Below are 13748 nucleotides of genomic sequence, written 5' to 3'. Positions count from 1 at the left end.
AAAGAGGGGAGCACAAAAACAACTGTAGGAGCGAGCGTGCCCGCGAAGCCGTCGAAGCATTCAACCTCTCGGTTGACTGACTGGACGCTATCGCAAGCACGCTCGCTCCTACAGGAGACCTAACGGTTTAACAGCACTTGGGGCCGGCTTTACCGCCATAACGGGCTTCTTGGCGCTCACGGAAGAACACCTCGTAGCTCATGACCGGCTTGTCCGGGTGCTTGGTTTGCATATGCTCGACGTAGGTGTCGTAGTCGGGCATGCCGACCATCAGGCGCGCGGCCTGACCGAGGTATTTACCGAGGCGACTCAGGTCATTGAACATACTAGCAATCCTCTGTTATGCATCCGGCATGGCCTGGAATGGCGCTTCTTTATCCGTACGCTCTTTGCTGCCCCAGGCGGCAATGCCGACTTTGATCGCATAGAACAGGATGCTGAACACCACAAACAGGAACAGTGCCGTCAAGCCAGCGTTGGTGTACGCGTTGATGATCACGTGCTGCATCTGATCGATGTTTTTCGCCGGTGCCAGTACTTGGCCCGCGTCCAGCGCGGTGCTGTACTTGTTGGCCAGGGACAGGAAGCCGATGGCCGGGTTGGCATCGAACAACTTGATGAAGCCAGCCGCTGTGGTACAGATCAGCAGCCAGACCGCCGGCAGCATGGTCACCCAAATGTAGCGCTGGCGCTTCATTTTGATCAGCACAACGGTCGCCAGCATCAGCGCGATACCCGCCAGCATCTGGTTAGAGATACCGAACAGCGGCCACAAGGTGTTGATCCCGCCCAGAGGGTCGATCACGCCCTGGTACAGCAAGTAGCCCCACATCGCCACACACAGGCCAGTTGCCAACAGGTTGGCGCCCCAGGACTCGGTGCGTTTGAGGGCAGGTACAAAGCTGCCCAGCAGGTCTTGCAGCATGAAACGACCGGCACGCGTACCGGCATCGACTGCAGTCAGGATGAACAGGGCTTCGAACAAAATGGCGAAGTGATACCAGAACGCCATGGTGTTTTCGCCCGGCAACACGTTATGCAGGATCTGTGCGATGCCCACTGCCAGGGTTGGCGCGCCGCCGGCACGTGCAAGAACGGTTGTTTCACCGATGTCTTTGGCCAGAGCCGTCAGGGCATCCGGGGTAATGGCAAAGCCCCAGCTGCTGATCGTCTGCGCTACACCGACAACATCGGACCCGACAATGGCTGCCGGGCTGTTCATGGCGAAGTACACGCCCGGCTCGATCACCGATGCGGCAACCATCGCCATGATGGCCACGAAGGACTCCATCAACATGCCGCCGTAACCGATGTAGCGCGCGTTGGTTTCGTTATCCAGCAGCTTGGGCGTGGTGCCCGAGGAGATCAGTGCGTGGAAACCCGATACCGCACCGCAGGCAATGGTGATGAACAGGAACGGGAACAGACCGCCTTTCCAGACCGGGCCGTTGCCGTCGATGAACTGCGTGACCGCTGGCATTTTCAGTTCGGGCATGGTGACCAGAATGCCGATCGCCAAGGCCACGATGGTGCCGATTTTGAGGAAGGTCGACAGGTAGTCACGCGGTGCCAGTACCAGCCACACCGGCAAGACCGCCGCGACAAAACCGTAGCCGATCAGCATCCAGGTGATTTGCGTACCGGTGAATGTGAACACGGGCGCCCACTCTGGACTGGCGGCAATCTGGCCCCCCAGCCAGATGGAACCCAGCAGCAGGAATACCCCGACAAACGAGATTTCACCGATGCGGCCCGGGCGGATGTAGCGCATGTAGATGCCCATGAACATCGCAATCGGGATGGTCGCCATCACCGTGAACATGCCCCATGGGCTTTCGGCCAGGGCTTTGACCACAATCAGCGCCAGCACCGCGAGGATGATGATCATGATCAGGAAGCAGCCAAACAGCGCGATGGTGCCAGGCACCTTGCCCATTTCTTCGCGAACCATGTCACCCAGGGAGCGACCGTTGCGACGGGTGGACATGAACAGGACCATGAAGTCTTGCACTGCACCGGCCAGTACCACGCCTGCGATCAGCCAGAGTGTGCCGGGCAGGTAGCCCATTTGCGCCGCCAATACGGGGCCGACCAGAGGTCCGGCGCCAGCAATGGCTGCAAAGTGGTGCCCGAACAGAATGTGTTTGTTGGTCGGCACGTAGTCCAGACCGTCGTTATTGACCACGGCCGGCGTCGCCCGCAGGGGGTTCAGCTGCATCACTTTGGTAGCGATGAACAAACTGTAATAACGATAAGCGACCAGATAGATGGCAACTGCTGCCACTACGATCCACAAGGCGTTGATCGCCTCGCCTCGGCGCAAGGCTACTACGCCAAGGGCGAAGGCTCCTACAATTGCCAGCACCAGCCACGGGATGTGGCGTAGCAGGCTATTATTATTTTTCATTTTTATATTCCGGCCAGTTGGACAAGAAGGATTGCCCCCGGAGTTTAGCGCTCCCAGCCTTAAAGACCAGCCCCTGACATTGATCTAGAGCCTTCTTTTGCAGTTTTGTGCAAGGTTTATTCCCGCCATCCGCCGTAGCTCGCGCGCGGGGCTACGGACAATTTCCGGCGACGGATTTGTACTTCGAAGTCGTGCCATTGCTGCAGCAGCGTCCGGGCTTGCAAGCCCGGACAGCATTCCAGGAATACTGGCTTCCTGCACCTTTAAACGCTATTCAAACAACGCATCCAGTGCTTGTTCCAGGCGGGTCACGCCAATGACCTTCAACCCGGGCGGAGACTCTTTCGGGGCGTTGCCCTTGGGAACAATGGCGCGTTTGAAGCCATGTTTGGCCGCTTCTTTAAGCCGTTCCTGTCCACTGGGCACCGGGCGTACCTCCCCGGACAGTCCCACCTCTCCAAATACCAGCAAGTCATGGGGCAACGGCCGATTACGCAGACTGGACATCACCGCCGCCATCAACGCGAGATCGGAGGCGGTTTCCAGCACTTTGACCCCGCCCACGACGTTAAGGAATACATCCTGATCGTGGGTCGGAATACCGCCGTGGCGATGCAGGACCGCCAGCAACATGGCCAGACGGTTCTGATCCAGACCGAGGGTCACACGACGCGGGTTGGACATATGACTGTCATCCACCAATGCCTGGACTTCCACCAGCATAGGTCGCGTGCCCTCCCAGGTGGCCATGACCACACTGCCCGGAACTTCCTCCTGGGCGCGCGTCAGAAAGATGGCCGATGGGTTGGAGACTTCTTTCAAGCCTTTATCAGTCATGCCAAACACGCCCAACTCATTGACCGCGCCAAACCGGTTCTTCACCGCCCGCAGCAAACGCAGGCGGCCATCGGACTCACCCTCGAAATACAGCACAGTGTCGACCATGTGCTCCAGCACCCGCGGCCCGGCAAGCGCGCCTTCCTTGGTCACGTGGCCCACCAGGAAAATGGCCGTGCCGCTTTGCTTGGCGTAGCGCACCAACAGGGCCGCGCTCTCGCGCACTTGCGAAACGCCACCCGGCGCCGACTGCAGTTGCTCGGTAAAGATGGTCTGGATCGAGTCGATCACCATGACCTTGGGCTTTTCCAGCTTGGCGGTGGCGATGATGCTTTCGATACAGGTTTCGGTCATCACCTTGAGCTGGTCCTGCGGCAACCCCAGACGCCGGGCGCGCATGGCCACTTGCTGCTGAGACTCCTCACCGGTGACATACAACGCCGGCATGCGCGTGGCCATGTGACACAGGGTTTGCAGCAGGATGGTCGATTTGCCGATGCCGGGGTCGCCACCAATCAGCACCACAGAGCCATCGACCAGGCCGCCACCGAGCACCCGGTCCAACTCACCGGACGCGGTGGAAAAGCGCGGAATTTCTTCGATGCTGACTTCGGCCAGGGTTTTGATCTGGGCCTGTTGGCCGGTCCACCCGGTACGACCGCTGGGCGGCGCGGCTGAACCGCTTTCTACAATGGTTTCGACCAACGTGTTCCAGACGCCGCATTCGCCGCACTGCCCGGCCCACTTGGGAAAGGTTGCACCGCACTCGGTGCAGCCGAAAATGCGCTTAGGCTTGGCCATCTGAACTCCACGGAAAAACCGCGATGATAGCCCACCCGGCCTTGATCAGGGCGACACCTGTCGGCTGATTTCGCCGGTGCAGTTGTCACCCAGAGAAAGAACACAAACCGTGTGGCCTGATGCCTGTCAGTTAAACGAAAAGGGTTTCTGAAGACGTGGACTGACATTAACTGACAGGCATTAGCTCCCTGCAAGGACTCGCCCGACAAAGGTTGGCCCGTCAATAAATGCGTACAAGATGCCAGTCTAATGAGTAAGATCGTCAAGGCTGATTTACACTAACAAACCAACCTCATCTGTAACAAGGAATAACCTATGGGCGTGATAAGTGAGTTCAAGGCCTTCGCGGTCAAAGGTAACGTGGTCGATATGGCCGTCGGTATTATCATCGGCGCGGCATTCGGCAAGATCGTTTCATCCTTCGTCGGCGATGTGATCATGCCACCTCTGGGCTTGTTGATCGGAGGCGTGGATTTCAGTGACCTGGTCATTACGCTCAAAGCCGCGGTTGGCGATGCACCTGCGGTGGTTGTGGCTTATGGCAAATTCATCCAGAGCATCATCGACTTTGTCATCGTCGCCTTTGCAATCTTCATGGGCGTGAAGGCCATCAACCGCCTGAAGCGTGAAGAAGCGGTCGCGCCAAGCGCGCCTCCTCTTCCATCAAAAGAAGAAGAGCTGCTCGGTGAGATTCGCGACTTGCTCAAAGTTCAGAACAATCGACCATAACGTTACTGATGAATAAAGACGGCGCCCGCGGGCGCCGTTTTTTATTCATTTAAGCCATGATTACCAATAATTCTCAACGGCCACTTGCCCCGGCCGGCGTGTCAGACTGAGTTGCAACTCACGCGCCTTGAGCAACTGCCGAGTATCATCAATCATTTGTGGATTACCACACAACATCACCCGAGAATGCTCAGGGCTCAACTCGACACCTGCCGCTTGTTCAAGCTCGCCATTTTCAATCAATGTCGTGATCCGCCCGCGCAAAGCTCCTTCTATTGTTTCTCGCGTGACAATAGGTATATAGGTCAACTTATGTGCGTGTTCCGCCAGGTACTCCCGCTGCCCTAACTCGGCGATTAAATCCTGATACGCCAGCTCTTTTTGTTCGCGGACGCTGTAAACCAGAATAATGCGTTCAAAGCACTCCCAGACTTCGAAGTCTTGCAGGATCGACAAAAACGGCGCGATGCCCGTCCCGGTCGCCAACAGCCACAGGTCCCGACCATCGACGAAGCGATCCAGGGTCAAAAAGCCGAAGGCCTGGCGCTCGACCATCAAGGTATCCCCGACACTCAGGCGGCTTAGCTCACTGGTGAACTCCCCGCCGGGTACCACAATGGAAAAGAACTCCAAAAATTCGTCATGGGGGGAAGACACCATGGAGTAGGCCCGCCACACCGTGCTGCCATCGGCCTTGGTCACGCCTAATCTGGCGAATTGACCGGCACGAAAACGAAAGCCCGGATCGCGTGTGGTCCGCAGCGAAAACAGACTGGAGGTCAGGGGCGTTACCGTGAGAAGGGTCTGACAGGTGAATTTTTCTGCGCTGGCATTCATGGTGCGCTCCATTGGCTAGTGGTTCAGTGTCGCGCAAAGAGCGCTGGAGAGACACCCTGATTGTTAGCCTCACACCTGAAATGATCAACCCGCGCAGGTCGTATCGGCGAGCCTGGAACTTAACACCTAAGTATTAATCCATATATCGCCACCCCATATTTACAATCAAAAAGCCATCACTCGATTCTATATAGAAACTACCACCAGACAACTCTCCCACCATCTAAGCGGGGGCCCTATTTCGAGCATTTGCACTAATACAATCTGGAACTAAAACCTACACAACAATAAAAACTGGAAACCAACTACATATATCAACTACTATTTCCTACTTCGTGAATCCAATGTTTCTAGACAGGGCAACCCTTCATGAAACTGCAAGGAATACGCTATGAATATCAATCAATTACGGAACAAACAGAACGTGAAATATTTGACTACACCTTAAAGAAAGTCACCGAGTACGGATTTAGTCGATTTTTCTTCCGCACATCACTTCGTCTTGGAAACACCCATTTAGATGGCGCCATCTTAAGCAACTACCCAAACGAGTTCATAACCACGTATGAAAACAATCATTACACCCACAAAGACCCGTTGATCAATCACTGCCAGTTTTCCATTGAACCGATTCTTTGGGATGAGCATGTTTTCAACAAAACACCCGACCTGCTGAAGCAAGTGCAATCCATTGGACTGAAATATGGCTGGTCCCAGTCCGTGCATGATGCCATGGGCGCCGTCAGCATCTTGAGTCTCGGTAGAAGCCACACGCCGCTCACCGTCGATGAGTACAATGAAAAGGCGGCTGACATTCTGTGGCTATGCAACCAACTGCACATCGTCATGATCAGCCAGTTCTCTCCCGCCGGACGCGCTGCTCATCCCGTCTCTCGCCTATCCATTCGGGAAGTGGAGGTTCTGAAGTGGACTGCCGAAGGTAAAACCGCCTCCGACATTGCCATGATCCTGAGCCTGACCACCCGAACCATAAACTTCCATATCAGCAGCGCCATGCAAAAAATGGGGGCTAATAACAAAACCTCTGCAGTGGTCATTGCGACCAAATCTGGCTTGCTCTAGCGCCCTGTTCCCGTCGAACTGACAAACGCATCAGGCAATCTCCTGCAATTAAACGTAAAATCCCGCCCACCTGTAAAACCCACAGATTGCGCTGCCGGCCATGCCGTCATCGATTCCCCAGAGTTTGTCTAAATGCCTGTGCTAGAAACCCCGTTCGCCCAACTCCACCTGATCCGCCAGCCTGAGCAGCAGAATGAGCCATTACAGGCCTTCGATGCAGCGGATGAGTATGTGTTGAACCATCTGGCCGAACAGGGATTACCTGCCAACAGCCGCGTGCTGGTACTTAACGACAGTTTTGGTGCACTCGCGATCAGTCTCGTCGGCAGCATGAGGGTCACCAGTAGCAGCGACTCATTTCTGGCCACTCAAGCGCTGGAAAAAAACCTGGTGCGCAATCATCACGCCTTTGATGCCGTAACGATCGTTCCGGCCAGTCACCCCCTTACCGGGCCGTTCGACTGTGTACTGGTGCGCGTACCCAAAACCCTGGCCCTGCTCGAGGAACAACTGATCCGCCTGCAAGGCCAACTGGCACCGGGCGCGCGCGTTATTGCAACGGCAATGGTCAAGCACCTGCCCCGCGCGGCAGGCGACTTGCTGGAGCGTTACATCGGTCCGGTACAGGCCTCTCTGGCGGTAAAAAAAGCCCGCTTGCTGATCGCCACACCAGAAGCCAAGGGGCCTTTTACTTCGCCTTATCCATCGCGCTACGTGATGGATGAACCGGCCATCGAGCTGCTCAACCACGCCAACGTGTTCTGCCGCGAAGGGCTGGACATCGGCACCCGTGCTTTCCTGCCCCACTTGCCAAAAAACCTGGGCTCGGCGCGGGTCGCGGATCTGGGTTGCGGCAACGGAGTGCTGGCGATTGCCAGTGCTCTGAACAACCCCGACGCGCAGTACACACTGGTGGATGAGTCGTTTATGGCTGTGCAGTCCGCCCTTGAAAACTGGCAGGCAGCTCTGGGTGAAAGGGATGTGATCGTGCGGGCGGATGATGGCCTTGCAGGCCAGGCACCTGACTCACTGGACGTGGTGCTGTGTAATCCGCCGTTTCACCAGCAACAGGTTGTGGGCGACTTCCTCGCCTGGCGCATGTTTCAGCAAGCGCGTGAAGCCCTGGTGGTCGGCGGCGCGCTGTATATCGTCGGCAATCGCCACCTGGGCTATCACAGCAAGCTGGCCAAACTGTTTCGCGGTGTCGAGCAAGTCGCAGCCACACCGAAGTTTGTGATTCTCAAGGCGCGCAAGTAACAGCAAGGAAACAGGGGGGAGGATCTAATGCCTGTCAGTGAAGGGCAATACGATCTGAACCTGTAGGAGCGAGCTTGCTCGCGATGGTCGTTAACGATAACGCGTGGGTTTGCTGGATAAACGCAGCGTTTTTGAAACCATCGCGAGCAAGCTCGCTCCTACAGAGACCTTTGCGTAGCCATCAATGGGTTTTCATGCCCGCGGCGGTCATGAACAGGCGAATCAGCCAGGCAAACACGGCCAGTGTCGCCACACTGCCGGTCCAGATCACCAGCAACCAGCCAATGCGTTGCCACAGTGGCTTTTTCTCGCACTCTTGCACGTCGTGTAGATAGTCTTTGCCAGCCATGTTCAGGCGCTCCTTTCAAGAAAAGGCTGCGGCCCCTTGAGGCCGCAGCGGCACATGTGACTAGTGGTAGCCGTCTTCGTGGGTCACCTTGCCGCGGAACACGTAGTAGCTCCAGAAGGTGTAACCAAGGATAAACGGAATGATGAACAGCGTGCCGACCAGCATGAAGCCCTGGCTTTGCGGTGGCGCGGCAGCGTCCCAGATCGAGATCGATGGCGGGATGATGTTCGGCCACAAGCTGATGCCCAGACCGCTGTAACCCAGGAAGATCAGCACCAGGGTCAGCAGGAACGGCAGGTAGTGAGCCTTGCGTGCAATTGCCTTGAGCAGACTGTACAGGGTCACCAGTACCAGGATCGGCACCGGCAAGAACCAGAACAGGTTCGGCAGCGTGAACCAGCGTGCGGCGATGTCGGTATGCGCCAGCGGCGTCCACAGGCTGACAACGCCCATCAGGGCCAGCACAGCAAGGGCCAGTGGGCGACCCAGCTTGTGCATGCGCTCTTGCAAATGACCTTCGGTCTTCATGATCAGCCAGGTGCAACCGAGCAAGGCATAAGCCACGATCAGTGCGATCCCGCAGAACACGGTGAATGGCGAGAGCCAGTCCAGACCACCGCCCGCGTACTGACGATCAACCACGGGGAAGCCATCAATAAAGGCCCCCAGTGCAACGCCCTGGAAGAAGGTCGCGGCAATCGACCCGCCGATAAAAGCCTTGTCCCAGATGTGACGCTTCTCGGGCCGGGCCTTGAAGCGGAACTCAAAGGCCACACCGCGGAAGATCAAGCCGACCAGCATCAGCACCAGTGGCAGGTAAAGTGCCGACAGCACCACCGAGTAAGCCAGTGGAAAGGCACCAAACAACGCTGCGCCGCCCAGTACCAGCCAGGTTTCGTTGCCGTCCCAGACAGGAGCAACCGTGTTCATCATCACGTCACGGTCCTGCTCGCCCTTGATGAACGGGAAGAGGATGCCGATCCCGAGATCGAAGCCATCCATGACCACGTACATCATGATCCCGAAGATGATGATGATTGCCCAGATAAGTGGCAGATCAATACCCATGACTCAGTTCCCCTTCTTCAGGCTGTCGCTGTGGCCATCGTCAGTGCCTTCAACGGCAGCCGACAGAGGACGGGCTGGCGTGCGCTTCTGACCTGGACCACCGGAAGTGTGATCGTCACCTTCATGGGTCACCGGACCTTTGCGCACCAGACGCATCATGTAACCCAGCCCGACACCAAACAGTGAGAAGTACACCACTACAAACATGATCAGCGTGATGCTCATCTGCGTAACGCTGTGGTTGGACGATGCATCAGCGGTGCGCATCAGTCCGTAGACCACCCACGGCTGACGACCGATCTCGGTGGTGAACCAGCCGGCCAGGATCGCGATCAGTCCGGACGGCCCCATCCACAACACCAGACGCAAGAACCAGCGGTTTTCGTACAGCGTGCCGCGCTTGCGCAGCCATAGGCTCCACAGGCCGATGAAGATCATCAGCATGCCCAGCGCAACCATGATGCGGAAGGTAAAGAACACGATGGTCGAGTTCGGACGGTCAGCGGCAGGAAAATCCTTCATGGCCGGGATTTGTTTGTCCAGGCTGTGGGTCAGGATCAGGCTGCCCAGATAAGGCACTTCAATCTTGTAATCGGTGGTCTCGGTCTTCATGTTCGGGATGCCGAACAGAATCAGCGGTGTCGGCTCACCGGGCTTGTTCTCCCAGTGGCCTTCGATCGCAGCGATTTTCACCGGCTGATACTCAAGGGTGTTCAGGCCATGAGCGTCACCGATCAGCGCCTGTACCGGTGCTACCACGAGCGCCATCCACATCGCCATCGAGAGCATGCGGCGGATCGCCGGAGTGTTACGACCCCGCAGCAAATGCCAGGCCGCCGAAGCACCGACGAAGAACGCCGTGGCCACAAAGGCTGCCGTGGCCATGTGCGCCAGACGGTAAGGGAAGGACGGGTTGAAGATCACCGCCAGCCAATCGACCGGGATCACGCGGCCATCAATGATTTCGAAGCCCTGGGGGGTCTGCATCCAGCTGTTGGACGCCAGAATCCAGAAGGTCGAAATGAGGGTGCCGAGGGCCACCATCGCGGTCGAGAAAAAGTGCATCCCGCGACCGACGCGGTTCCAGCCAAAGAGCATGACGCCCAGAAAGCCTGCCTCAAGGAAGAATGCGGTGAGTACTTCATAGGTCAGCAATGGACCGGTCACCGCACCGGCGAAGTCTGAGAACCTCGACCAGTTCGTACCGAACTGATAGGCCATGACCAGACCCGACACCACACCCATACCAAAGTTGACTGCGAATATCTTCGACCAAAAGTGGTACAGGTCGCGGTACGTATCGTCACGGGTTTTCAGCCACATGCCTTCGAGCACCATCAGGTAACTGGCGAGCCCGATGGTGATGGCAGGAAACAGAATGTGGAACGATACGGTAAACGCAAACTGAATTCGGGCGAGATCTAAAGCCTCCAAACCGAACATAAGCCTTCCTCTATCAGGTATCAGGTCGTTCAGAACACAGGCAGGACGCCCGTGTCCAATTGCCCAGCGGATCATGGTCCCAGCGAATCGGTGTTCGCTCTTCTTTCACCACGACTCAAAAGGGATCTGGCCGTCTGGCCATCCGGATAAACCCTAAAGGGTTTTGATCTGGATCAAGCATTGATGAAAGAGTAGTCGAATATCTGGACGTGGCTAATGTGGTCTGTTGTCGCGTGACAGGTTGTCCCAGGCCTTGATACAGACCTTTACCGGAACGGGAAGAAAGCACAAAAGAGTCCATAGCGACCGAACGTTTTTTCCTTGTGATTGTTCTCGGTCGCCCCATTAAATGTTACTAAATGATGCTAATCTCCCCCTCCCCTCACGCCCCTATTCGCGACTGTTTTGATGACCAGCCACCCATTGCTGTTACGCCATCACCGACCGTTCATCGCTTTTTTTATCGCCCGTATTTTCACCGCCAGTGCTTTTCAGATGCTGACCGTGGCGATTGGCTGGAACCTGTATCAACTGACCGGTAACGTCATGGACCTGGGTTGGGTCGGGCTGATCGAATTCGCCCCGCGGGTACTGTTCATGCTGCACACCGGGCATGTGGCCGACCGCTATGACCGGCGCAGGGTCGCCGCGCTGTGCCAGTCGCTGCAGGCGATGATTGCGCTGACGCTGGTCATCGGTAGCGCAACGGATCACGTCACCCGGGAAATGATCTTCGTCCTGGCGTTTCTGCTGGGCAGCACGCGCTCATTCGAAATGCCAAGCACCCAGGCGCTGCTACCGTCCATCGTTCCCGCGAGCCTGTTTCCGCGAGCGGTGGCAGCGGCTCAGGCGGCGCAACAGTCAGCCACCATCATTGCGCCCGCTTTTGGCGGGTTGCTCTATGCATTCGGCAGCGTCTGGGTCTATGGCCCGGCCGTCGGGCTGTATCTGATTGCTGCGCTGCTCATGTGCAACCTCCCCGCGCGCCAGGCAGCGCTCAATAAGGGCAAGGCGACGCTGGACTCGCTGCTGGGGGGCATCCGGTTTATTCGCAGCCGCCCGGATGTACTCGGTGCCATCTCCCTCGACTTGTTTGCCGTACTGCTCGGGGGCGCTACCGCGCTGTTACCCGTGTTTGCCAAAGACATCCTGCTCACCGGCCCCTGGGGGCTTGGCATGCTGCGCTCGGCCCCGGCCGTCGGCGCCTTGCTGATGTCGCTCTGGCTGGCCAGGTTCCCGGTGGAACGCAAGGTCGGGCGCATCATGTTCACCGCTGTGGGGGTATTCGGGGTGGCGACCATCGCCTTTGGGCTGTCCACGTCATTCTGGTTTTCGCTGGCAGTGCTGGTGGTGCTCGGTGCAGCCGACATGATCAGCATGGTGATCCGCGCTTCGTTTGTGCAACTGGAAACCCCGGATGAAATGCGCGGCCGGGTCAGCGCGGTCAATGGTTTGTTCATCGGCGCGTCCAATCAACTGGGCGAGTTCGAGTCCGGGGCAACCGCGCACTGGCTGGGCACCGTGCCGGCGGTAGTGCTGGGTGGCGTGGGCACTCTGGTCATCACCGGGGTATGGATAAAACTGTTCCCCGGATTGGCCAACCGCGATCGAATGCTGGAAGAGAGGCCAACCGAACAATCCGCACGCGTGTAGGCGCGAGCTTACCCGCGATGGCATCAGCGCCCAACGCGCCACCTGAATCGCGTGCGAGCTCGCTCCGGCATCGGTTTACAGGGCTGGGAAGATCGCGTTGCGCCGATTCTTGCCGCACAGTTGTTCGACCAGCATCAACGCAAAGGACAGCGCCGCGATCGAACCTTGGGCGGTGATGCAATTGCCATCGACCACCACGGGTTCGTCTATGAAATTACAGCCAGAAAGCTGGTCGCTCACGACGTGACTGCAGGTCATGCGCCGTTGCCTGAGCATCCCGGCAGGTTGCAATACCAGCGCCGGGGCCTGGTCGATCGCGGCAAAAATACGCCCGGCCCGGCCCTGCTCTACCAGCATATGGCGCAATGGCTGATGGGCCGACAAGTGCTGGCTACCCGTCTCCCCTCCCGGCAACACGATCAGATCAAAAGGCTGGGCCAGCAGATCAACCAGCATGCCATCGGCTGTCAGACGCGTGCCGCGAGCACAGGTCAGCATGCGACGCCCCTCGACACTGGCAACCACCACTTCGATCTCGGCGCGGCGCAGCACATCAATCAAGGTCACGGTCTGCAGGTCATCGACACCTTCGGCGACAGGAATCAAGGCTCTAAAGGTCATAAGCGTTCTCGCACACAAGTGCTGTCAGCTTAGGTCAGCCTGGCCCTGTGCGTTCAACTGCATGACTACTTTATAAAGAGACGTGCACTGAAGCGGTTATGCGGCGGTACCAGCGAGGCGTTACTGAACTGGAACCAGCCGCCATTCCGGTTACCCAGATCAAAGGTGTACACATAGCCCACGGTCGTGCCGGCCCCCTGGCAGGTAACCAGCCCCTCTCCTTGATTGCAGACTGGCGTGCGTACCCCGTCGACCTCCTGACCATCAAGGGTGACATTCGGTTGCCCGCCATAGCCCCGTTCCAGCACATACACTTTGATGCCGGGGCCGTTGTGATCGCAACGGGTGCGTTCGCGCGCATCCGAGACATCCTCCACGGCGCAGGAAACAGACACCACCTTGAGGATTTCAATACGACTCAAGGGCATTGCCGGCGCCGCGTTTAGCCCGGCACTTGTGGAGAGCCCCACCAGCAGGCTTAAGCAGACAAAAACAGGCTTGATGATGCGCTTCATGAATACCCCCGAAAACTGGCACGCAGTATGCCTGTCACCTCAGCGTTACAAAACATGGCCGCGCAGGCCATCCAAAGCAGCCATACGCCCAAGCTGCTGGTATGATGCGCGGCTTTTTCCGACAGACAGAAAATCTTCAGGCGTTCAG

The 13748-nt window shown here is 57.4% G+C and carries 13 protein-coding genes; 4 read left to right on the top strand and 9 right to left on the bottom strand.

The features are described 5' to 3' along the window. Nucleotides 1–127: 127 nt before the first annotated feature. The 3 genes from DQN55_RS03595 to radA all read right to left on the bottom strand — a co-directional run bounded on the left by DQN55_RS03595 (nucleotide 128) and on the right by radA (nucleotide 4045). Complete coding sequence (locus tag DQN55_RS03595; RefSeq protein ID WP_048378262.1) at nucleotides 128–325, bottom strand: YbdD/YjiX family protein; 198 nt, start codon at nucleotides 323–325, stop codon at nucleotides 128–130. 15 nt (nucleotides 326–340) lie between these two features. Then, entirely contained in the window at nucleotides 341–2407 is a 2067-nt protein-coding gene (locus tag DQN55_RS03590) for a carbon starvation CstA family protein (protein ID WP_048378263.1), read from the bottom strand. Between the two features lie 270 nt (nucleotides 2408–2677). Further along, a complete protein-coding gene (gene radA, locus DQN55_RS03585) occupies nucleotides 2678–4045 on the bottom strand; it encodes a DNA repair protein RadA (RefSeq protein ID WP_048378264.1) in 1368 nt (455 codons plus the stop codon). A 315-nt stretch (nucleotides 4046–4360) separates the two neighbouring features. On the opposite strand from radA, the gene mscL reads away from it, so the two are divergent. After that, on the top strand, nucleotides 4361–4774 hold the full coding sequence (gene mscL / locus DQN55_RS03580; RefSeq protein ID WP_048378265.1) for a large-conductance mechanosensitive channel protein MscL: 414 nt from the start codon (nucleotides 4361–4363) through the stop codon (nucleotides 4772–4774). A 60-nt stretch (nucleotides 4775–4834) separates the two neighbouring features. On the opposite strand, the gene DQN55_RS03575 is transcribed toward mscL, so the two are convergent. Continuing rightward, nucleotides 4835–5611 carry a ferredoxin--NADP reductase gene (locus DQN55_RS03575; RefSeq protein WP_048378266.1) on the bottom strand — a complete coding sequence of 259 codons (777 nt, stop codon included), beginning with the start codon at nucleotides 5609–5611 and terminating at the stop codon, nucleotides 4835–4837. Nucleotides 5612–5980: 369 nt separating this feature from the next. Here DQN55_RS03575 and DQN55_RS03570 point away from each other — a divergent pair, with 369 nt between their 5' ends. Together DQN55_RS03570 and DQN55_RS03565 are read left to right on the top strand one after the other, a co-directional pair. Beyond that, a complete protein-coding gene (locus DQN55_RS03570; protein ID WP_074702850.1) occupies nucleotides 5981–6694 on the top strand; it encodes a LuxR family transcriptional regulator in 714 nt (237 codons plus the stop codon). Between the two features lie 132 nt (nucleotides 6695–6826). Further along, nucleotides 6827–7951 carry a methyltransferase gene (locus DQN55_RS03565; RefSeq protein ID WP_048378267.1) on the top strand — a complete coding sequence of 375 codons (1125 nt, stop codon included), beginning with the start codon at nucleotides 6827–6829 and terminating at the stop codon, nucleotides 7949–7951. Between the two features lie 181 nt (nucleotides 7952–8132). Here the strand turns inward: DQN55_RS03565 and DQN55_RS03560 are convergent, their stop codons facing one another. The 3 genes from DQN55_RS03560 to DQN55_RS03550 are packed head-to-tail and all read right to left on the bottom strand — an operon-like array spanning nucleotide 8133 to nucleotide 10811. Then, nucleotides 8133–8300, bottom strand: coding sequence for a DUF2474 domain-containing protein (locus tag DQN55_RS03560; RefSeq protein WP_048378268.1), 168 nt, complete (start codon nucleotides 8298–8300; stop codon nucleotides 8133–8135). A gap of 60 nt (nucleotides 8301–8360) precedes the next feature. After that, entirely contained in the window at nucleotides 8361–9368 is a 1008-nt protein-coding gene (gene cydB, locus DQN55_RS03555; RefSeq protein WP_048378269.1) for a cytochrome d ubiquinol oxidase subunit II, read from the bottom strand. A gap of 3 nt (nucleotides 9369–9371) precedes the next feature. After that, nucleotides 9372–10811, bottom strand: coding sequence for a cytochrome ubiquinol oxidase subunit I (locus DQN55_RS03550; RefSeq protein ID WP_048378270.1), 1440 nt, complete (start codon nucleotides 10809–10811; stop codon nucleotides 9372–9374). A 408-nt stretch (nucleotides 10812–11219) separates the two neighbouring features. Here DQN55_RS03550 and DQN55_RS03545 point away from each other — a divergent pair, with 408 nt between their 5' ends. Further along, nucleotides 11220–12464, top strand: coding sequence for an MFS transporter (locus tag DQN55_RS03545; RefSeq protein ID WP_162199339.1), 1245 nt, complete (start codon nucleotides 11220–11222; stop codon nucleotides 12462–12464). A gap of 75 nt (nucleotides 12465–12539) precedes the next feature. Here the strand turns inward: DQN55_RS03545 and DQN55_RS03540 are convergent, their stop codons facing one another. Together DQN55_RS03540 and DQN55_RS03535 are read right to left on the bottom strand one after the other, a co-directional pair. Then, nucleotides 12540–13085, bottom strand: a complete 546-nt coding sequence (locus tag DQN55_RS03540) for a DJ-1 family glyoxalase III (RefSeq protein ID WP_048378272.1) — start codon at nucleotides 13083–13085, stop codon at nucleotides 12540–12542. Nucleotides 13086–13150: 65 nt separating this feature from the next. After that, nucleotides 13151–13600, bottom strand: a complete 450-nt coding sequence (locus tag DQN55_RS03535; protein WP_048378273.1) for a DUF4879 domain-containing protein — start codon at nucleotides 13598–13600, stop codon at nucleotides 13151–13153. Between the last annotated feature and the right edge of the window lie 148 nt (nucleotides 13601–13748).

This window comes from Pseudomonas taetrolens (assembly GCF_900475285.1).
GTDB classification, from domain to species: Bacteria; Pseudomonadota; Gammaproteobacteria; order Pseudomonadales; family Pseudomonadaceae; genus Aquipseudomonas; species Aquipseudomonas taetrolens.
The sequence above is the reverse complement of the archived record's forward strand: the minus strand, read 5'-3'. Positions and strand labels throughout refer to the sequence as shown.

Coding starts and splice junctions, on each gene's coding strand:
- DQN55_RS03595 (WP_048378262.1), bottom strand. CDS start 325: ATGTTCAATGACCTGAGTCGCCTCGGTAAATACCTCGGTCAGGCCGCG.
- DQN55_RS03590 (WP_048378263.1), bottom strand. CDS start 2,407: ATGAAAAATAATAATAGCCTGCTACGCCACATCCCGTGGCTGGTGCTG.
- radA (WP_048378264.1), bottom strand. CDS start 4,045: ATGGCCAAGCCTAAGCGCATTTTCGGCTGCACCGAGTGCGGTGCAACC.
- mscL (WP_048378265.1), top strand. CDS start 4,361: ATGGGCGTGATAAGTGAGTTCAAGGCCTTCGCGGTCAAAGGTAACGTG.
- DQN55_RS03575 (WP_048378266.1), bottom strand. CDS start 5,611: ATGAATGCCAGCGCAGAAAAATTCACCTGTCAGACCCTTCTCACGGTA.
- DQN55_RS03570 (WP_074702850.1), top strand. CDS start 5,981: ATGAAACTGCAAGGAATACGCTATGAATATCAATCAATTACGGAACAA.
- DQN55_RS03565 (WP_048378267.1), top strand. CDS start 6,827: ATGCCTGTGCTAGAAACCCCGTTCGCCCAACTCCACCTGATCCGCCAG.
- DQN55_RS03560 (WP_048378268.1), bottom strand. CDS start 8,300: ATGGCTGGCAAAGACTATCTACACGACGTGCAAGAGTGCGAGAAAAAG.
- cydB (WP_048378269.1), bottom strand. CDS start 9,368: ATGGGTATTGATCTGCCACTTATCTGGGCAATCATCATCATCTTCGGG.
- DQN55_RS03550 (WP_048378270.1), bottom strand. CDS start 10,811: ATGTTCGGTTTGGAGGCTTTAGATCTCGCCCGAATTCAGTTTGCGTTT.
- DQN55_RS03545 (WP_162199339.1), top strand. CDS start 11,220: ATGACCAGCCACCCATTGCTGTTACGCCATCACCGACCGTTCATCGCT.
- DQN55_RS03540 (WP_048378272.1), bottom strand. CDS start 13,085: ATGACCTTTAGAGCCTTGATTCCTGTCGCCGAAGGTGTCGATGACCTG.
- DQN55_RS03535 (WP_048378273.1), bottom strand. CDS start 13,600: ATGAAGCGCATCATCAAGCCTGTTTTTGTCTGCTTAAGCCTGCTGGTG.